Origin of the sequence: Streptomyces sp. NPDC101776, assembly GCF_044766845.1 — a bacterium.
GTDB lineage: Bacteria > Actinomycetota > Actinomycetes > Streptomycetales > Streptomycetaceae > Streptomyces.
Genome location: NZ_JBIWMV010000021.1, coordinates 1 through 18,354, shown reverse-complemented (window position 1 = coordinate 18,354; position 18,354 = coordinate 1). Strand labels below are relative to the sequence as shown.

Sequence of the window (18,354 nt, the reverse complement as noted above, 5' to 3'; positions counted from 1 at the left end):
CGCCCGGCACCCGCCGCCTGAGCCCTCTCCCCCTGCCTCCTCATGCCCTGCCCACCGCTGTTCGTCGTCATCCCGCCACCCCCACAAGCTCGTTGCCGCTGTTTCCCACCGCGTTCCCCACCACGTGCCCCGTCGCGTTCCCCGCCATGTCGTCCAGCCCCAACAACAGCCGCAGCACCGGCACCACCGCGTCCGCCCGCCCGGCATCCGACTCCGCACCGAACCCGGGTATCCCGACCCCCGCCGTCGCCCCCGCACCCGCCTGCTTCCCGGGCCCGCGCCGCACCAGCTCGCCGAGCGTCCGGCGCACCCCCGGCTCGTACGACGAGAACGTGCGCCGCAGCAACGGCAGTACGTCCGTGAACGCCTCCGCCGGCACCCCGGTCAGCCACGCGTCCACCAGCCCGAGCAACCGCTCGTCGTGCACCAGCAGCAGCCCACCCCCACCCCCGACGAACCCCTCGACCCACGCTGCCGCGTCCGCCGGCGGAGTCCCCGGCGACAGCACCAGCCCCATCAGCCGGGCCGCCTCGTCCGCCCCCAACTCCCCTTCGTCCAGCAGGAGTCGCACGGCCCGTCCGCGAATGACACCCGGCACGGTGTCCCGCGCGGAGAGCGTCCGCAGCACGGCACGCCAGCGGCTGCGCAGGGCACCGTGACCGGCCGCGGGGATGTCACGGCCGGGGGCGTCCCCCAGCAGGGCCACCGCCCCGTGCACCGCGTCCACATGCCCCCGCATCTCCTCCGCGGCGTCCGCGTCGAGGGCCGCGCAGGCCGGGGGCAGGCCGACGAAGACACGCTCGGCGAGGCCGGCCGCGACCTCCGTCAGCGCGCCCGTGTCGGTGCCGCGTACGTCGCCGTAGCGCAGCGAACGGACCAGGGCGGGCAGGGCCTGCGCGAGATGGCCGACGTCCGTGTCCAGGGCCGCGCGGTCGGCGAGGACCTTCATCACCACCGGGAGCGCGTCCGGCAGTTCGGCCAGCAGGCAGTGCTCGGCGAGCGCGGTGACGTCGGCGAGGTGCCGCGCCCCGACCGCGTCCGCCTCCGCCTTCGCGGTCGCCGCCGCGAGCACGGTCGTGCCCCACACCCCCGCCTCGGCGACCCGCACCGCCAACTCCGGCTCCCAGCGCAGCCGCCAGGTCTCCCTGAACGTACCCGTGCTCCCCCGCGACGCGACCGGCTCGCCCCACTCGACCCGCAGCAGCCGCAGCCGGTGCAGGAGCGTGCTGCGCCCGACGTCGGTCTCCTTGCGCAGGTCGAGCTCCAACTCCCGCTCCAGCGCCTCCGGTTTGATCCGCAGCCTGCGCTGCGACCGGTCGAGGTCGCGCTGCAACGGCACGGCGGGCGCGCCCGGCGGCACCTCGCCCAGCACATCCCCGACCACGAGCCGGTCGTGCACCAGCGACAGCGGGACGTCCGAGCCGTCGCCCATCACCGCGCGCACCGCGTCGGTGGTCTCCCCGAGCCCCGCCAACGGACGGCCGCGCATCACCGCGAGCGTCTCCGCCAGCCGTACGGCCTCGATGACATGGGCCGGGGAGACGATCCGGTCCTCCTCCCGCAGCAGCCCCGCCACCTTGGTCATCCACCGCTCGACCGGCCGGTCCGGCGCGCCGAACAGATGGCCGTACCAGCCCGGCGAGTCGATCCCCGCGCCGTACCCGCTGGCCCGCGACAGCCGGCGGTGCGTCCACGGCACCCAGGTCAGCTCGGCCTTGACCTTGGGCAGCCCCTTGAGCAGTGCGCGGTCCGCGGCGACGGACGTCTTCTGCCGCAGTGCGGGCACATGCCAGGCCCCGCACACCACGGCCACGTCGTCCTCGAACTCCCGCTGCGCCGCCCGTACTTGGAGCCGCATGTACGCCTCGCGCACGAGGTCCCGGTCGTGGCCGCCGACCCCGTACGTCTCGCGCAGCGCCCCCATGGCCTCCTCCAGCGCGGTGAACGGCGCGAACGCGTCCCGCTCCCCCACGCCCCGGTGCTCGACGACGTCCTCCCACCAGCGCTCGGGATCGTCGTAGCCCGCGGCCTCGGCGAGTACGGCGAGGGGGTCCACTCGGAGGTCGGGGGCCGGCTCGGGGGCGTCAGTCCGGTGCGGCGGCTGTTCGCCGCCCGTGGGCTCGTCCTCCGTGGGCTCGTCCCTCCCCCAGGCCAGGGTGTGGATCGCCGGGAGGTCGATGAAGCGGGCCGGGACCTCGTGTTCCAAGGCCCAGCGGATGGCGACCCACTCCGGGGAGAACTCGGCCAGCGGCCAGAAGGCCGAGCGGCCCGGCTCGTCCACGGCGTGGGCGAGGAGTGCGACGGGCGGCCGCATGTCCTCGTCGGCGGCCAGCGGGATCAGCGCGTCGGCCTCCGGCGGCCCCTCGATCAGCACGACCTTCGGCCGGGCCGCCGCCAGCGCCGCTCGCACGGCCCGCGCCGAACCGGGCCCGTGATGCCGCACCCCGAGCAGCAACGGCCCGGCGCCCGGACCGCGCCGACCGCCGCCCCCGCTCCCCTCAGTTCCCGCCACTTCGTCCCCCTCCCCTCCGGGTCGTACTCCGGTCACAGTCGTTCTGCCTCCAGGTCACCCTCCACGCGGAGTCGTCCCGCCTCCCGTTCAGGTTCCACGTGGAGTCGTCGTCGACCAGCCCCCTGGACTCGCTCACGCGCTCACCTCCCGGCAGGCCCGGTAGAAGTCCTTCCAGCCGTCGCGCTCCCGGACGACCGCCTCCAGGTACTCCTGCCAGATGACCCGGTCGGCCGCCGGATCGCGGACGACGGCGCCGAGGATGCCGGCCGCGACATCGCTGGGCCGCAGCAGTCCGTCGCCGAAGTGGGCCGCCAGTGCGAGCCCGTTGGTGACGACGGAGATCGCCTCGGCCGTCGACAGCGTGCCGCTGGGCGACTTGAGCTTCGTGCGCCCGTCCGCCGTGATCCCGTCGCGCAGTTCGCGGAAGACGGTCACCACCCGGCGGATCTCGTCGACGCCCTCGGGCACCGCCGGCAGATCGAGCGAGCGGCCGATCTGGTCGACGCGGCGGGCGACGATGTCGACCTCGGCGTCCGCGCTCTCCGGCAGCGGCAGCACCACCGTGTTGAAACGGCGGCGCAGGGCGCTGGAGAGGTCGTTGACCCCGCGGTCGCGGTCGTTGGCCGTGGCGATCAGGTTGAAGCCGCGGACCGCCTGCACCTCCTGCCCCAACTCCGGTATCGGCAGCGTCTTCTCGGACAGGATCGTGATCAGCGAGTCCTGTACGTCGGCCGGGATGCGGGTCAGCTCCTCGACGCGCGCGGTCATCCCCTCCGCCATGGCCCGCATGACGGGGCTGGGCACGAGGGCGTCGCGGCTCGGGCCGTTGGCCAGCAGTTGCGCGTAGTTCCAGCCGTAGCGGATCGCCTCCTCGGGGGTGCCCGCGGTGCCCTGGACGATCAGGGTGGAGTCGCCGCTGACCGCTGCGGCGAGGTGCTCGGAGACCCAGGTCTTGGCGGTGCCGGGCACGCCGAGCAGGAGCAGGGCGCGGTCGGTGGCGAGGGTGGTGACGGCGACCTCGACGATGCGGCGCGGGCCGACGTACTTCGGTGTGATCACCGTGCCGTCCGGCAGCGTGCCGCCCAGCAGATACGTGGCGACCGCCCACGGCGACATCTTCCAGCGGACCGGGCGCGGCCGGTCGTCCTGCGCGGCCAGCGCGGCGAGTTCGTCGGCGAAGGCGTCCTCGGCATGCGGGCGCAGTACCTCGGCCGCCGCCTTCTCACTCGCCTGCGCGTTCGTGGGTTCTGTGGACACAGTCATGGCTGAGGCCCCCTCCAGCTCGGCCGGTTCGGATCTGGTGTCCACCGTGCACCACACCACTGACAATGCGATCTGACCTGCGCAAACGCTGACGCGGGGCCGATTGTCAGTGCCGGGATCTACCTTCGATGTCATGACTCAGCAGGGGGTGCGCTGGACGGCTGACCAGGTGCTGGCACTGGCGCCTGACGCAGCGTCACGCAAAGCGGGCAGCAAGCTCGGGGCGGCGGGGCCGTGGTCCGAGGCGGGCAGTTCTGACGAGGGGACGGTGTGGGGGCTGTGCAAGGGCAGTGGCAGCAAGCCGTATCAGACGGTCGTCGACATCGCGGACACCGCGGGGCCGGCGTACAAGTGCAGTTGCCCGAGCCGCAAGTTCCCGTGCAAGCACGCGCTGGGGCTGCTGCTGTTGTGGGCGGGCGAGGACGGCGCGGTGCCGGCGGTGCAGGGGCCGGCGCCGGACTGGGCGGAGGAGTGGCTGGCGGGGCGGCGCAAGCGGACGGAGGAGAAACGGGCGGGGGCCGCGGCCGGTGCCCCGGCCGCCGCTGACCCGGAGGCGGCGCGGCGCAGGGCGGAGCGGCGGGCCGAGCGGATCAGCCTGGGCGCGGCCGAGTTGGAGCAGCGGCTGACGGACCTGCTGCGCACGGGCCTGGCCTCGGCGGAGCAGGCGGGGTACGGGCTGTGGGAGGAGACGGCGGCCCGCATGGTCGACGCGCAGGCCCCCGGACTGGCCGCGCGCGCAAGGGAGTTGGGGGCGATCCCGTCCTCGGGCCCGGGCTGGCCGGTCCGGCTGCTGGAGGAGTGCGCGCTGCTCCACCTCCTCGACCAGGCCTGGCTGCGCCGCGAGCGCCTGCCCGACGACCTGGCGGCGACGGTCCGCTCCCGCATCGGCCTGCCCGCATCGGCGGACGGCCCACCCCTGCGCGACCACTGGCTGGTCCTCGCCCAGTACGACACGACGGACCCGAAACTGACGACCCGAAGAATATGGCTGTACGGCACGGAGTCGGGCCGCACGTCCCTTCTCCTCTCCTACGGCGCCGCGGGCCGCGCCCCCGAGGTGGCGCTGCCCATGGGGCTCGCCCTGGACGCGGAGGTGTCCGCGTTCCCGGGCGCCGGGCAGTTCCGGGCGGCTCTGGGCGAGCAGTTCGCGGCGCCCTCACCTATGACGGGACGGCCGCGCGGGGTGGCGACGACGCAGGCCGCCGTCCGCTACGGGGAGGCGCTACGGCTCGACCCGTGGCTGGATTCCGTCCCGGTGACGCTGGACCGGGTCGTCCCCACCCCGGACGGCGACTCCTGGCAACTGGCGGACGCCGACGCGGACTTGGCGCTCCCCCTCACCCCGACCGCCCGCTCCCGCCCCGGCCTGTGGCGGCTCGTCGCCCTCTCCGGAGGCGCCCCGGTCAAGGTCTTCGGGGAACTGGGCCACCGGGGCTTCACCCCGCTGACGGCCTGGCCGGAGGGCACGGGAGAGCCGGTGTCCCTGTGCTGAACCCCCTCCGAACCCAACCCCTCCGAGCACTATCACTCCGAGCCCCGTCACTCCGAGGCATCCGACGGAAAGGCACCGCATGAACACCACCCCCGCACCGGCGCCCCCGGCGGGCGACTGGGAAGAGCTCGTCACCACGGCCCTGCTCGGCACGGACCGCCGTACGCCTGCGGGCTGCGCGCCGGGCCAGGACGCCCCCGTGGCGCTGCTGGACGCGGCGGCCATGGAGACCGTACGGCGGCGGGCGGGGCTGTGTCCGGCGCGGGCGGCGGAGCGTCCGGAGCCGGCCGTACCCGACGCGCGTCCGGCGCTGCCCGGAGCGGCGGCCCGCAGGCTGGCGATGCTGCTGGCCGACCGCCCCGGTGTGGGTGGTGGGGGCCGTCGGGGCACCTCGCCGGATCTCATGGAGTTGCTGCCCCAGTGGCTCGCGGCGGCCAACGCGCGCGGGTTCGCCGCGCCCGTTCCGGTGCTGCCGGCGCTGCTGGACGCGGCCCGGGGGCGTACGGATCTGCGGCCGGCGGCGCTGGAGTTCGCGGGCCCGCGCGCGCTGTGGCTGGCCCGGCTGAACCCGGACTGGCGGTTCGCCCTGCGCGCGACACCGGGCGGCGGCACCGCCCTGCCCGCTCTCGACGACCCCGACCAGGTCCAACTGCTGTGGCAGGAGGGGCTGTTCGCCGAGCGGGTGGCCCTGCTCGCGGCGATACGGGCACAACGACCCGCCGTCGCACGCGAGTTGCTCATCACGACCTGGACGACGGAGCGGGCGGAGGACCGGCTGATGTTCCTCGACTCGCTGCGCATGGGTCTCGCGGCCGAGGACGAGCCGTTCCTGGAGCAGGCGTTGGCCGACCGGAGCCGCAACGTCCGGGCCACGGCGGCCGAATTGCTGTCGGCGCTGCCCGAGTCGGCGCTCGCCGCGCGGATGGCGGTGCGGGCGGCGGCCTGTGTGGCCGTCGACCGCACGCGTCAAGATCCCTCGCTCGTCGTGGAAGCGCCGCACGAGTGCGACTCGAGCATGGAGCGAGACGGTGTGGTGTCCAAGGCTCCGGCGGGACGAGGTGAACGCTCTTGGTGGCTAGGCCAGTTGGTGGAGGCGACCCCGCTCGCGACCTGGGAGCGGCGGCTCGGCGGACGTACGCCCAGCGAGATCGTGGCGCTTCCGGTGGCGGACGACTGGCGGAACGAGCTGCACGCCGCGTGGTGCCGGGCGGCGGTACGGCAGCGGAACGCCGCGTGGTCGCGGGCGCTGCTGGGGACTCCGTCGGCGCCCGAGGCGGGCGGCCCCGGAGCGGTGTCCCTGGCCGAGCGCGCCAAGCTGCTGAGCACGCTGGGTGGGGGCGAACGGGCCGAGTGGGTGGCCGGGTTCATCGCGGCGCAGGGGTTGTCCGAGGCGTTTCAGCTGCTCGGGGTGTGTGCGGTGCCGTGGGCCGCGCCGCTTGGGCGGGCTGTGGTGGACGCGCTCAACATCGCGCGGGACGCGGGGAGTTATCCATGGAGTTTCAGTGGGGTGATGGGGCTGGCCGAGCGGTGTCTCGATCCGGCCGAGGCGGGGCGGCTCGACGGGTTGCTGGCGGTGCCGGACGAGTCGGAGGACGCGGCGCCGGGGGCGGGGGGTTATTGGGCGGAGGCGTTTCAGCGGTTGATGACTACGTTGCGGTTGCGCGCGGCGATGGCGGCGGAGTTGGGGGTGCCGTCGCCGTAGAAGCAGCGGGAGTCGGAGTTGCCGTAGAAGCTTGGGGGCTGTGCCCCCAAACCCCCCTTCGGCCTGGACGGCCTCGTCCTCGAACGCCGGACGGGCTGGTAGGTCACGCTCGCCGGAAAACGAAGTTACGCCCCCGCAGGCTGGCGCACGTTCTCCCGCACCCAGTCCACGATCGTCTGTGTCGTCGCCCCGGGGGTGAAGATCTCCGCGACGCCCTTCTCCTTGAGGGGAGCGATGTCCGCCTCGGGGATGATGCCGCCGCCGAAGACCAGGATGTCCGCCGCCTCGCGCTGCTCAAGGAGGTCGATCACGGCCGCGAAGAGTGTGTTGTGGGCGCCGGAGAGGATGGAGAGGCCGATCGCGTCGGCGTCCTCCTGGATCGCGGTGTCGACGATCTGCTCGGGGGTCTGGTGGAGACCGGTGTAGATGACCTCCATACCGGCGTCGCGCAGCGCCCGCGCGATCACCTTGGCCCCGCGATCATGGCCGTCGAGCCCCGGCTTGGCCACCACCACGCGGATCGGACCGGCTGCCACACCCATCACTGCCTCCATGAAGCGACTGCGTTCATCCCTACCCACGGGTACCGCGGCACCCGCTTCAGTGCGGGAAGTGAACGAACGTTATCTCCAGCATCCCGCAACCGGCAGTTTCGCGGTGGATACCGAGGGGGAAATCACACGATGGGACACGTTCACCGCGCAGCGTTCCAGCGGGAACAAGCGCACCGGGAGCCGCAACGAGGTCGCCGTACCACCGCGCCGCAGGCCGCGCGGCGCGCTGGTACGGCGCATCGGCGCACGCACGAAGGGCACGCAGGGCTGACCCCGCGCACCACTCGCGCACCGTCGATGGTCCTCGCGGTGGCCTCCCACGAGGGCACACGGGGGACGGAGCTGTCGTTCCGTGTGCCGACAGGAGGTCGGCCATGAAGGTCTCCGGGGCACTGCCCTTTATCCCCCTCTGTCAGCGCCTCCTGCCCAGCAGGCTGGCGGGCCTGTCGATGACCCTCCTGAAAGCGACCGCCCTGGAGATCGTGATCCTCGCGGGCCACCTTCTCCTCTATCCCTCCGGCATGGCCCAGGAACGCCGGGCGCCCCTGCCCGAACCGCCCTCGCCCGAGGACGCGGCACAACTGCCGACCGAGGCGAAACCCCCGGTGGTGCTGCTGCACGGGTTCATCGACAACCGCTCGGTCTTCGTGCTGCTGCGCCGTTCCCTGGCCCAGCACGGGCACCGGCAGGTCGAGTCCCTCAACTACTCGCCGCTGACCTGCGACATCCGCACCGCGGCCGAGCTGCTGGGCCGGCACATCGAGGAGATCTGCGAGCGCACGGGCAGCAACGAGGTCGACATCGTCGGGCACAGTCTCGGCGGACTGATCGCGCGGTACTACGTGCAGCGGCTCGGCGGCGACCTGCGGGTCCGCACGCTCGTGACGCTCGGCACCCCGCACTCCGGTACGGCGGTGGTCCCGCTGGCCAGCGCCCACCCGATCGTCCGCCAGATGCGGCCGGGCTCACCGGTGATCGAGGAACTGACCCGCCCCGCCCCCGGCTGCCGCACGCACTTCGTCAGCTTCTGGAGCGACCTCGACAATCTGATGGAACCGCTGGAGACGGCCTGCATCGACCACCCCGACCTGCTCGCCGAGAACGTCCAGGTCAGCGGCATCGGCCACCTCGCCCTGCCGGTCCACCCCACCATCGCGGCTGGCATCCGCCAGGCCCTCGACACCCCGCGGACGGAAACCCCGGCCGCCACCCGCAGGAACGGCCTGACGGTGGCCTGACCGGCGCCGCGCGACCCCTACTGGTAGCAGGGAGGCCCGCACCGCACGCTGACGGTGCCGGCCTCCCCGACCGAGAACGCCTGCGTCCCCTGCGCCGGCGCGGGCCGGTGTGCGCGGCTGATGTCCCACGGCGCGGGCGCGGCCGATGCCGCCGGGCTCACGATGCCGATGGTCGCCGCGGCCAGCCCGACCGCGATCCCCGCACGCTTCCACGCCCTCATCACGCACTCCCTACGTCGGATGCCGTCGGATGCCCGTCGACCGCCGTCAGTCAACGCGCCCCGCCCCCGGCGCGGGAAGCATTTCCATGCCCTTCGAAGCGTCCGCACAGGGCGCGGACAGCAACCGAACGACCTCTGACCTCGAACGCTATTCGAACGCAAGGCCAAACCCGTGCCCGCCGTCCCCCGAAACACGGCCGAATGCCCGTTTCCGGCGGACGCGAAACCTGACGAAGATTGTCGTGCCCGCATACCGCCGGGTACAGTCACCGCACTGCTCTGGCAGCCCCTGTTGTCGAGGCGAATAGAGAAGTTGGTGAACGACCGTCACCCGTCGGGGATCATGACCACCCCGGCTCCGGCTTCCGATGCCACCTCGGCGCACTACGCGTCGTACGGCGGGCAGGACGCCCAGTACGGCGACTTCACCACGTACGGCGACCACACCGCCACGGATTTCCATCCCGGCGCGGGCGGCGGCCAGGCCACCGCGAGCTTCGCCACCGACCCCCTCTTCGGCGACATGCCGGGCAACGGCCACAGCACCGGCGCGCATGACGTGGCGTCACACGCCACCGGCGCCTACGACTCCTCGGCCTGGTCCACGGGTGCCCAACAGACCCTGAACTACGACCCGTACGCGGCCCAGCACCACGCCGCCTACGACACGGGCGCCTACGAGACCACCGCCTGGTCGGCCGACTACCAGCAGCTGTCCGCCATCCCGCCGCAGACCGGCGCCCCCGACATCAGCGGCCAGTGGGACGCGAACGCCTGGCTCCAGCCGGACCAGTCGGCCCACTCCGCCGTCCCCGCCACCGACCAGACCCAGCACTGGGAATGGGGCACGCAGGCCTTCGACACCGGCGCCTACGACGCCACGCAGTGGAACGCCGACGGCACCCCCGCCGACGCGACCACCACCTTCGAGCAGGCGTCGTACGACGGGACGCATGAGGGTGCGTACGACGGGACACATGAGGGCTCCTACGACGAACCCGCCCCGGAAGACGGCGAGTTGACCGCCGCCGGCGAGCTGCCCGTCCTCGACGAGGCCGAGTTGGAACTCGACGGTCCCGCGCCGGAGCCCGAACTCCTCGACGACCAGGAGGAGTTCACCCCGGCCCCGGCGACCGCCTCGCGCGCCGCGTCCCGGGGCGGGAGCCGTTCCCGGCGCCGTACGCCCCCGAAGCGCTCCGCGCTGCTGACCATCGCCGTGCCGTCCGCGTGTGTGATGGGGGTCGCCGGGATCGCCGCCGCGTCCGTCGGCACGCTGACCGGCGGCAGCGACACGACGGCGTCCGCCTCCGACGCGACCACGGTGCAGCCGTCCGTCGCGAACAACAAGCTGGACGCCCAGATCAAGAGCCTGTCGGCCGGTGCCGACGACTTCGCCGACCGGGCCAGCCGTACGCAGGAACGTATCGACCTCAAGGCCCAGCAGGAAGCCGGGAAGAAGAAGGCGGCGGCGGAGGCGGCCCGCAAGGAGCGGCTGCGCCCCAAGTACGTGCTGCCGGTGACGCAGCGGGGCCTCAGCGCCTACTTCGGGCAGGCCGGCGTCAACTGGATGTCCGTGCACACGGGCATCGACTTCCCCGTCTCGTACGGCACGACGGTGATGGCCGCGACCGACGGCGTCGTCAGCACGAAGTGGAACAGCGCCTACGGCAACATGCTGATCCTGACCGAGAAGGACGGCACGGAGACGTGGTACTGCCACCTCTCCAGCTACCGCGTCGCCCCGGGGACGACGGTGAAGGCCGGCGACCCGATCGCGTACTCCGGGAACTCGGGCAACTCCACCGGTCCGCACCTGCACTTCGAGGTACGGCCGGCGGGCGGGGCGGCGATCGACCCGCTCCCGTGGCTTCGCAGCCACGGGCTCGACCCGACGTAACTCCCTTTCCCCTTAGAGCTTTTCCACCGGCGCGTACCGCAGCAGCAGACGCTTCGGCTTCGGCTCCCCGAAGTCGACGGTCGCCTCCGCGTTCGCCCCCGTGCCGTTCACGCCGACCACCGTGCCGAGCCCGAACTGGTCGTGCGTGACCCGGTCGCCGACGGCCAGTGCCACGACCGGCTTCTCCGAGGTCCGGCGGGTGGCGAAGCCCGACGCACCCGACGCCGACGAGCGCGAGCGGGTCGAGGACAGCGAGGCCGCGATGCCCGAGGCCGGACCCGTCGACGGCGGAGCCGCCATCGCGCCGGTCCGCTTCCACTCCACGTGCGTCGCCGGGATCTCCTCCAGGAAGCGGGAGGGCGGGTTGTACGACGGCTGTCCCCAGGCGCTGCGCAGTGACGACCGGGTGAGGTACAGGCGTTCACGCGCGCGTGTGATGCCGACGTACGCGAGGCGCCGCTCCTCCTCCAGCTCCTTGGCCTGGCCGAGGGCGCGCATGTGCGGGAAGACGCCGTCCTCCATGCCGGTGAGGAAGACGACCGGGAACTCAAGTCCCTTGGCGGTGTGCAGAGTCATCAGCGTGATGACCCCGGAGCCGTCCTCGTCCTCGTCGGGGATCTGGTCGGAGTCGGCGACCAGCGCCACCCGCTCCAGGAACGCGGCGAGCCCGACCGGGGTCTCGCTCTCGCCCTCCCCCCCGCTGTTCTCCTGTTCGAACTCCAGGGCCACGGCGGCGAGTTCCTGGAGGTTCTCGATCCGGGTCTCGTCCTGCGGGTCGGTGGAGGCCTGCAACTCGGCGAGGTAGCCGGTGCGTTCGAGGATCGCCTCCAGGACCGTCGCCGGGCCCGCGCCGGAGTCGACGATCGTACGGAGGTCCTCCATCAGCGTGTTGAACTTCTTGACCGCGTTCGTCGACCGCGCGGCCATGCCGTACGCCTCGTCGACGCGCCGCAACGCCTGCGGGAAGCTGATCTTCTCGCGCTGCGAGAGGGCGTCGACCATCGCCTCGGCGCGCTCGCCGATGCCGCGCTTGGGGACGTTGAGGATGCGGCGCAGCGGGACCGAGTCCTCCGGGTTGGCCAGCACACGCAGGTAGGCCAGGACGTCCCGGACCTCCTTGCGCTCGTAGAAGCGGACCCCGCCGACGACCTTGTACGGCAGGCCGACGCGGATGAAGATCTCCTCGAAGACACGGGACTGGGCGTTCGTCCGGTAGAAGACGGCGACATCGCCCGCCTTCGCGTCGCCCGCGTCGGTGAGACGGTCTATCTCCTCGGCGACGAACTGCGCCTCGTCGTGCTCGGTGTCGGCGACATAGCCGGTGATCTGCGCGCCCGCGCCCGCGTTGGTCCACAGGTTCTTGGGGCGGCGGGACTCGTTGCGCTCGATGACCGCGTTGGCGGCGGAGAGGATCGTCTGTGTCGAGCGGTAGTTCTGCTCCAGGAGGATCGTCGTCGCGTTCGGGTAGTCCTCCTCGAACTGGAGGATGTTGCGGATCGTCGCGCCCCGGAAGGCGTAGATCGACTGGTCGGCGTCACCCACGACGCACAACTCGGCGGGCGGCAGGTCGTGTTCGCTCGGCGGGGTGTCCTCGTCGTGGGGGGTGGCGCTGCCGACGAGTTCCCGTACGAGGGCGTACTGCGCGTGGTTGGTGTCCTGGTACTCGTCGACCATGACGTGCCGGAAGCGGCGGCGGTAGTGCTCGGCGACGTCCGGGAAGGCGCGCAGCAGGTTGACCGTCGTCATGATCAGGTCGTCGAAGTCGAGGGCGTTGGCCTCGCGCAGCCGCGACTGGTACATCGCGTAGGCCTGGGCGACGGTCTTCTCGAAGCTTCCCCCAGAGCCAATAGCCTGGGAGGTGCCCCCAGCGGCCTGGGCGGCGAAGTCCTCCTCGTCGATCAGCTCGTTCTTCAGGTTCGAGATCTTGGCGCTGAAGGACTTCGGCGGGAACTTCTTGGGATCGAGGTCCAGGTCGCGGCAGACCAGGGCCATCAGGCGCTTGGAGTCGGCGGCGTCGTAGATCGAGAACGAGGACGTGAAGCCGAGCTTCTTGGACTCGCGGCGCAGGATGCGTACGCACGCGCTGTGGAAGGTCATCACCCACATCGCGTTGGCGCGCGGGCCGACGAGTTGCTCGACGCGCTCCTTCATCTCGCCCGCGGCCTTGTTGGTGAAGGTGATCGCGAGGATCTGGCCCGGGTGCACATGGCGCTCGCCGAGGAGGTAGGCGATGCGGTGGGTGAGGACGCGGGTCTTGCCCGAGCCGGCGCCGGCCACGATGAGCAGCGGGGTGTCGGAGTGGACGACGGCCGCGCGCTGGTTCTCGTTCAGCCCGTCCAGGAGTGCGGCCGGGTCGACCGCAGGGCGTGGGGCGCCGTCCCGGTAGTAGGCGTCTCTGCTCGCGGGCACGTCGAACCTGCCGCCGAACAGGTCGTCCGGAACCTGCTCCGGTCCGTGCTCGTCCTCGGGCGGTGGCGGGGGTTCTTCGTCATGACCCCGAGGGGTCTGGAGATCCGCCAGGAAGCTGTCGTCAAAGAGGCTGCTCATCGCTCTCCGAGTTTAGGGCGCCCCACTGACAACCGGCTGCCACCCCGGGAACTCGGGAGAATTCACGGTCCAGAACCGGTCGATCACCATCGGCGACGGCCGGGCGGACACATGACGGAGGTCACGCGAACGCATCGGGCATTTCAGCCATCAACCTTCACACAAGCCACACAAGTTGGTTAGCGTTCGATCAAGCTCCGCGGCTCCGCCGTCAAGCTCCACGGCCCCACCGACTTCGGAAGGCCCCACCGATCTCGGAAGGAGTCGCCGCCTTGGCGTCGTCACACCGCAAGCCCCGTTCCACGGGCTCGCGCATCACTGGCATATGGACCTCCGCCGACGACGGCGGCACCCGGAGCCTCGGAGAGGTCGAGCAGAAGATCGACGACCTCTACCGCCGGGCGGATTCGGCGACCGAGAGGCGCAGCTCGGCCAAGCGCACACAGAAGATCAACTCCGTGCGGGAAGAGCCGAGTTCGTTCACCGCCACCCCGCACGACCACTACGACCAGGCCCAGTTGATGAGCCGCCTGACCGCCCGCAGGAAGAACGCGGCCGACGCGCACCTCACGGAGCGGTCCACGACGCCGCCGAAGCGCCAGGAGGCGACCGAGGGCCTCCGGACCACCGACGAGACGCGGAGCGACCTGGGGACGGCCAAGGCCACCGTCCAGCAGAAGCTCTCCACCGCACGCGCGCTGCTGTCCCAACTGACCACGCGGGAGCGGCAACAAGAGGCGGCTGCACTCGCGGGGCAGGCCATCGTCTTCGCCCGTGCCCAGGTCGGCAAGCCGTACGTCTGGGGCGCCGCAGGACCGGGCTCCTACGACTCCTCGGGCCTCGCCCAGGCCGCCTGGAAGGCCGCCGGAGTCGCCCTCCCGCGCGTCGTCACCGACCAGGCCGACGCCGGCACGACGGTCCCCCTGGCCGACGTACAACCCGGCGACCTGGTCTTCTTCCACGACGACGTCAGCCACGTCGGTGTCTACGTAGGCGACGGCATGATGATCCACGCCCCGAAGCCCGGCACCTACGTCCGCGAGGAGTCGATCCACTACGACGGCACGGCGATCGTCCACAGCGTGGTGCGGCCCGTCTGAGCGGGGTCCCCACGCGCGCGTGAGGGCGTTCTGGAGCGCCACGCACGCGTGAGGGCGTTTTGGGGCGCACACGCACGCGTGAGGGCGTTTTGGGGCGCCACGCACGCGTGCAGGTGTTTTTGACGTCCCCGCGCGCGTGGCCCGCCGCCCGCACCGGAGCCGCTCCCTAGCATCGGGCCATGCCCGATACCGGTATCTCCCGCTTCCGCGCCTGGTGGGCGCAGCGTCCGCCGGCGGCCGGGGCCGTCGTGATGGCGACCGCGATCGTCTCGGTCGGCCTTCATGTCACGGGGTACGAGGTGCTGTCCCGTATCGCCTTCGCGGTGGCCTGCGCTTTCTGGCTGGGGCTGGCCGTGGACTTCGCCGTACGACTGCTGTCGGACCGGCCGAGGTGGCTCACGGAGGCGGGGACGCCCGGTGCGCTGACCGCCGTGGCCGCGACCGCCGTCCTGGGGACGCGGTTCTCCATCGCGGGTTGGCAGACGGTGGCCGAGGCGCTGTTGGCGCCGGCCGTCGTGCTGTGGCCGGGGCTGCTCGTACGGGTCGTGGGGAACTGGCGGGGCCGTATGCCCGGGACGGTGTTCCTGGGCTGTGTGGCCACGCAGTCGCTGGCCGTGCTGGGGGCGACCATCGCGGCGGCCGAGTCGGTGGCCTGGCTCGCGCACACCGCGCTGGTGCTGTTCTGGCTCGGGCTGGTGCTCTACGGGTTCGCGCTGGCCCGTTTCGAATGGCGGCAGGTGATCATCGGGGCCGGCGACCACTGGATCGTCGGCGGCGCGCTGGCCGTCTCGGCGCTGGCCGGGTCGAAGCTGATCGCCGCCGACAGCGCGCGCCTGTACCTGTGGAACTCCGACGACCGGGGCGTCCTGCGGGCCGTGACCGTGACGCTGCTGGTGCTCGATGTGGCCTGGTGCGTCGTCCTGTTGGCCGCCGAGGTCGCCTGGCCCCGGCCGCGCTACGACGTGCGCCGCTGGTCGACGGTGTTCCCGCTCGGGATGACGGCGGCGACCATGCTCTCCGTGGGGACCGCCGTGGACGTCGGGTGGCTGCGGACGCCCGGGGAGGTGGTGCTGTGGATCGCGGTGGCGGCGTGGCTGGTGGTCGCCGCGGGGACGGTCCGGTTCTATCGCGCGGCCACGTCCGGGGTCACGTCCACAGGACCGCGATGAAGATGTTCACCATGGTGAGCCCGCCCACCAGCGCGAACTGGCTCTTGTCGACGCTCTCCTCGTCCCGCTTCACATAGACGAGGCCGAGGATCACGATCAGCAGCGCGAGCTTGATGCCGATCTTGATGTTGTTGACGTGCTGGTCGTCGGCCTGGTTGAGGCCGACCAGGATCGCGCCGGTGACCAGCATGGTCAGCGCGCCGTGCAGCATGCCGGGGACGAAGCGGGCCGTGCCCTGACCCATCGCCTTCATCTGGGTCAGGAAACCGCCGAGCAGCGCCGCGATGCCGATGATGTGCAGGCCGACGAAGAGATGGATGAGTACGTCCATGGGGCCGGAGCCTAATCAGGGGCCCTGAGGCCGCCCGACACCGCCCCTCCGTAGCGCCTCGTATCCGTACTCCTGTAGTGCCTCGTATCCGTACTCCCTCGTAACTCCCTCGTAGCGCTCCGATGCCCGTGCATATATGCGGCCCATAGCATCGCGCCGGACCGCCCCGCGCCCGAACCGCCGCATCGGTCAGCGCGCCACGCGAAGGCGGCGGGCCCGGTCCGGGATCACAGCCACTCATGGTCAATTCCCGGTCACCTCACGTCAGTTCCGCGCATGCGTTACCGGGCCGCAACCATCAGGTTTAGCGTCCTCCACCAGGTGACCGGCTCCCCACCGCCGCCCGGACCAGGGGCGGCAGCCGGACACCACCGCCGAGAAGTCCGGCGGCGGCCCGCTCCCCCTGTGCAGACCGCCGCCGGACGCTCAATCGCCCGCTCCCCCGGCGGTCGTACGAAAGGACGTGCAGTCCACGTGGCAGCGCACCGCAAGGCCCGACAGCGCCCGCTCAGCGGCCATACGGCCCGTACCGCGGTCACGATCGCCCTCGCGGGCGCGGCGACGGCGACGGGCTTCGACGGGACCTCGCACGCCGAGCCGCAGCTGACACCGACCCAGGTCAAGGCCAAGGTGGACAAGCTGTACCAGGAGGCGGAGGTCGCGACCGAGAAGTACGACGGCGCGAAGGAGAAGGCGGACGCGGCCGAGAAGCAGTTGAACACCCTGCGGGACGAGGCGGCACGCAGGACGGAGAAGCTCAACTCGGCCCGGGACTCGCTGGGTTATGTCGCCGCGGCCCAGTACCGCAGCGGCGGGATCGACCCCGCGGTGCAGCTCATGCTCTCCGACAATCCCGAACGGTATCTGGACGGCGCCGAGTTCGCCGACCGGGTGGGCCACCGGCAGACGGCGGCCGTCGCTCTCGTACGGCAACAGCTCCGGGAGATCGAGCAGTTGCGCGGTGCCGCCCACATCGAGCTGACCTCGCTGAAGTCGCGGCAGGCGGAGCTCGGCAGGCAGAAGAAGACCATCAACGGGAAGCTGGACCAGGCGCGCCGGCTGCTGGCGACGCTGACTCCGCGGCAGCAGGCCCAGGTCACGGGCGGCACGGCCGACGGCACCGGCCGCGCGTCCCGCTCGTCGACCGCGGCACGGGGTGCGCTGGCCGCGCCCGTCTCCTCGGCCGCCGCGTCCGACGCCCCCAACTCCCGTGCGGCGGCGGCCGTTTCCTACGCCTACCAGAAGCTCGGCAGCCCGTATGTCTGGGGCGCGACGGGCCCGAACGCCTTCGACTGCTCGGGCCTCGTGCAGGCCGCCTACAACTCCGCCGGTGTCTCCCTGCCCCGCACGACCTACGCCCAGATCAACGCCGGACAGCGGGTCTCCCGGGACGAACTGCGCCCCGGCGACCTGGTGTTCTTCTACTCGGGCATCAGTCACGTCGGCATCTACGTCGGCGACGGCCAGATGATCCACGCCCCGAACCCGACCGCTCCGGTACGGCTGGCGCCGATCGACCAGATGCCGTTCGCGGGGGCGACACGGGTGGTGTGAGGAGCGTGCGACGCACGCGTCCGCGACATCCTCGATCTCAGTCCCGCTCGGCGATCTGCCCAAGCCACAAACGTCTTCCCAGGTCGTCGAGTTCCTCCTTGCGGACCTCGCACTCCGGTATCGCCCGCCTCAGAAGCGTCCAGTAGTCGGGCCCGTGTCCCGAGATCCTGATGTGTGCCAACTCGTGTGCGATCACGTAGTCGACGAGGTGAGCGGGCAACTGGAAGACAGCCCAGTGCAGGGCCATAGTGCCGGTACCGTCTTCGCCGAGCCGATACGTCCCCCACCGGTTTCCGACGTCGCGAACGGTGACCGTGGGCTCGGGAACCTCCATACGGGCGGCCCACGGCTGGAGACGTCCCCGCGACCATCGCAGCCCGGACTTCCGGTACCAGGCGACCAGGTCTCGGCGCGCCCGGGCGGGATCTGCGGCGACCTCCTTGTCCAGCCTCAGCCGCCCCGCCGTCAACCGCACGGGGCTCCTGCCCTCGTCCACGAGAAGCAGCCGGTACTCACGCCCCAGATACCGAAAGGTCTCGCCGTCCCGGAACTCACGCACCGGATGCGCGGGCCGGTGCCGTTCCCGCAGCAGGAGTTTCGACTCGATCCAGGCTCTGCTCTGCCGCACGAAGGCCTCGGCTCTGACAGCGTCACAGCCCACAGGAGTACGCAGGGTAAGTGTGAAGCTCCCCCTTTGACCTGGACAGCTTGATACTGGGACGGATGGTCCCGGAGGAAGCAGTCATAGGTAGTGAGTAGCGAGAGCAACATGAG

At 71.8% G+C, this 18,354-nt stretch carries 15 protein-coding genes; 8 read left to right on the top strand and 7 right to left on the bottom strand.

Annotated elements, in window-relative coordinates:
• Positions 1-67: 67 nt before the first annotated feature.
• Together ACIRRY_RS41550 and ACIRRY_RS41545 are read right to left on the bottom strand one after the other, a co-directional pair.
• Complete coding sequence (locus ACIRRY_RS41550; RefSeq protein WP_403983783.1) at positions 68-2,512, bottom strand: DUF5682 family protein; 2,445 nt, start codon at positions 2,510-2,512, stop codon at positions 68-70.
• Between the two features lie 132 nt (positions 2,513-2,644).
• Positions 2,645-3,775 carry an AAA family ATPase gene (locus tag ACIRRY_RS41545; RefSeq protein ID WP_403983781.1) on the bottom strand — a complete coding sequence of 377 codons (1,131 nt, stop codon included), beginning with the start codon at positions 3,773-3,775 and terminating at the stop codon, positions 2,645-2,647.
• 133 nt (positions 3,776-3,908) lie between these two features.
• Between ACIRRY_RS41545 and ACIRRY_RS41540 the strand changes: the two genes are divergently transcribed.
• Complete coding sequence (locus ACIRRY_RS41540; RefSeq protein WP_403983779.1) at positions 3,909-5,267, top strand: SWIM zinc finger family protein; 1,359 nt, start codon at positions 3,909-3,911, stop codon at positions 5,265-5,267.
• A gap of 79 nt (positions 5,268-5,346) precedes the next feature.
• Positions 5,347-6,969 (top strand): DUF5691 domain-containing protein, encoded by a 1,623-nt coding sequence (locus tag ACIRRY_RS41535; protein ID WP_403983777.1) that lies wholly within the window; start codon positions 5,347-5,349, stop codon positions 6,967-6,969.
• A gap of 125 nt (positions 6,970-7,094) precedes the next feature.
• Here the strand turns inward: ACIRRY_RS41535 and ACIRRY_RS41530 are convergent, their stop codons facing one another.
• Complete coding sequence (locus ACIRRY_RS41530; RefSeq protein ID WP_403983775.1) at positions 7,095-7,511, bottom strand: cobalamin B12-binding domain-containing protein; 417 nt, start codon at positions 7,509-7,511, stop codon at positions 7,095-7,097.
• Between the two features lie 70 nt (positions 7,512-7,581).
• Here ACIRRY_RS41530 and ACIRRY_RS41525 point away from each other — a divergent pair, with 70 nt between their 5' ends.
• Positions 7,582-7,794, top strand: a complete 213-nt coding sequence (locus tag ACIRRY_RS41525; protein WP_403983773.1) for a hypothetical protein — start codon at positions 7,582-7,584, stop codon at positions 7,792-7,794.
• A gap of 103 nt (positions 7,795-7,897) precedes the next feature.
• Entirely contained in the window at positions 7,898-8,761 is an 864-nt protein-coding gene (locus ACIRRY_RS41520; RefSeq protein WP_403983771.1) for a lipase family alpha/beta hydrolase, read from the top strand.
• Between the two features lie 17 nt (positions 8,762-8,778).
• Here the strand turns inward: ACIRRY_RS41520 and ACIRRY_RS41515 are convergent, their stop codons facing one another.
• The gene (locus tag ACIRRY_RS41515) at positions 8,779-8,982 is read right to left on the bottom strand and encodes a hypothetical protein (protein WP_403983769.1); all 204 of its coding nucleotides are present in this window, start codon (positions 8,980-8,982) and stop codon (positions 8,779-8,781) included.
• Between the two features lie 343 nt (positions 8,983-9,325).
• Between ACIRRY_RS41515 and ACIRRY_RS41510 the strand changes: the two genes are divergently transcribed.
• A complete protein-coding gene (locus ACIRRY_RS41510; protein ID WP_403984069.1) occupies positions 9,326-10,879 on the top strand; it encodes a M23 family metallopeptidase in 1,554 nt (517 codons plus the stop codon).
• Positions 10,880-10,891: 12 nt separating this feature from the next.
• On the opposite strand, the gene pcrA is transcribed toward ACIRRY_RS41510, so the two are convergent.
• Entirely contained in the window at positions 10,892-13,426 is a 2,535-nt protein-coding gene (gene pcrA / locus ACIRRY_RS41505) for a DNA helicase PcrA (protein WP_403983767.1), read from the bottom strand.
• A gap of 272 nt (positions 13,427-13,698) precedes the next feature.
• Here pcrA and ACIRRY_RS41500 point away from each other — a divergent pair, with 272 nt between their 5' ends.
• On the top strand, positions 13,699-14,526 hold the full coding sequence (locus ACIRRY_RS41500) for a C40 family peptidase (RefSeq protein WP_403983765.1): 828 nt from the start codon (positions 13,699-13,701) through the stop codon (positions 14,524-14,526).
• A gap of 179 nt (positions 14,527-14,705) precedes the next feature.
• The gene (locus ACIRRY_RS41495; RefSeq protein WP_403983763.1) at positions 14,706-15,695 is read left to right on the top strand and encodes a tellurite resistance/C4-dicarboxylate transporter family protein; all 990 of its coding nucleotides are present in this window, start codon (positions 14,706-14,708) and stop codon (positions 15,693-15,695) included.
• Here the strand turns inward: ACIRRY_RS41495 and ACIRRY_RS41490 are convergent.
• Positions 15,673-16,026, bottom strand: a complete 354-nt coding sequence (locus ACIRRY_RS41490; protein WP_403983761.1) for a hypothetical protein — start codon at positions 16,024-16,026, stop codon at positions 15,673-15,675. The two genes, ACIRRY_RS41495 and ACIRRY_RS41490, sit on opposite strands and share 23 nt — an antisense overlap.
• Positions 16,027-16,500: 474 nt before the next feature.
• Between ACIRRY_RS41490 and ACIRRY_RS41485 the strand changes: the two genes are divergently transcribed.
• A complete protein-coding gene (locus tag ACIRRY_RS41485; protein ID WP_403983759.1) occupies positions 16,501-17,580 on the top strand; it encodes an NlpC/P60 family protein in 1,080 nt (359 codons plus the stop codon).
• A gap of 37 nt (positions 17,581-17,617) precedes the next feature.
• Here ACIRRY_RS41485 and ACIRRY_RS41480 read toward each other — a convergent pair whose 3' ends face one another.
• On the bottom strand, positions 17,618-18,253 hold the full coding sequence (locus tag ACIRRY_RS41480; protein WP_403984067.1) for a M48 family metallopeptidase: 636 nt from the start codon (positions 18,251-18,253) through the stop codon (positions 17,618-17,620).
• Positions 18,254-18,354: the final 101 nt, after the last annotated feature.

Bases quoted from the DNA above. Each gene is read 5' to 3' on its own strand.
- ACIRRY_RS41545 (WP_403983781.1), bottom strand. From the start codon at position 3,775: ATGACTGTGTCCACAGAACCCACGAACGCGCAGGCGAGTGAGAAGGCG.
- ACIRRY_RS41540 (WP_403983779.1), top strand. From the start codon at position 3,909: ATGACTCAGCAGGGGGTGCGCTGGACGGCTGACCAGGTGCTGGCACTG.
- ACIRRY_RS41535 (WP_403983777.1), top strand. From the start codon at position 5,347: ATGAACACCACCCCCGCACCGGCGCCCCCGGCGGGCGACTGGGAAGAG.
- ACIRRY_RS41530 (WP_403983775.1), bottom strand. From the start codon at position 7,511: ATGGGTGTGGCAGCCGGTCCGATCCGCGTGGTGGTGGCCAAGCCGGGG.
- ACIRRY_RS41520 (WP_403983771.1), top strand. From the start codon at position 7,898: ATGAAGGTCTCCGGGGCACTGCCCTTTATCCCCCTCTGTCAGCGCCTC.
- ACIRRY_RS41515 (WP_403983769.1), bottom strand. From the start codon at position 8,982: ATGAGGGCGTGGAAGCGTGCGGGGATCGCGGTCGGGCTGGCCGCGGCG.
- ACIRRY_RS41510 (WP_403984069.1), top strand. From the start codon at position 9,326: ATGACCACCCCGGCTCCGGCTTCCGATGCCACCTCGGCGCACTACGCG.
- pcrA (WP_403983767.1), bottom strand. From the start codon at position 13,426: ATGAGCAGCCTCTTTGACGACAGCTTCCTGGCGGATCTCCAGACCCCT.
- ACIRRY_RS41495 (WP_403983763.1), top strand. From the start codon at position 14,706: ATGCCCGATACCGGTATCTCCCGCTTCCGCGCCTGGTGGGCGCAGCGT.
- ACIRRY_RS41490 (WP_403983761.1), bottom strand. From the start codon at position 16,026: ATGGACGTACTCATCCATCTCTTCGTCGGCCTGCACATCATCGGCATC.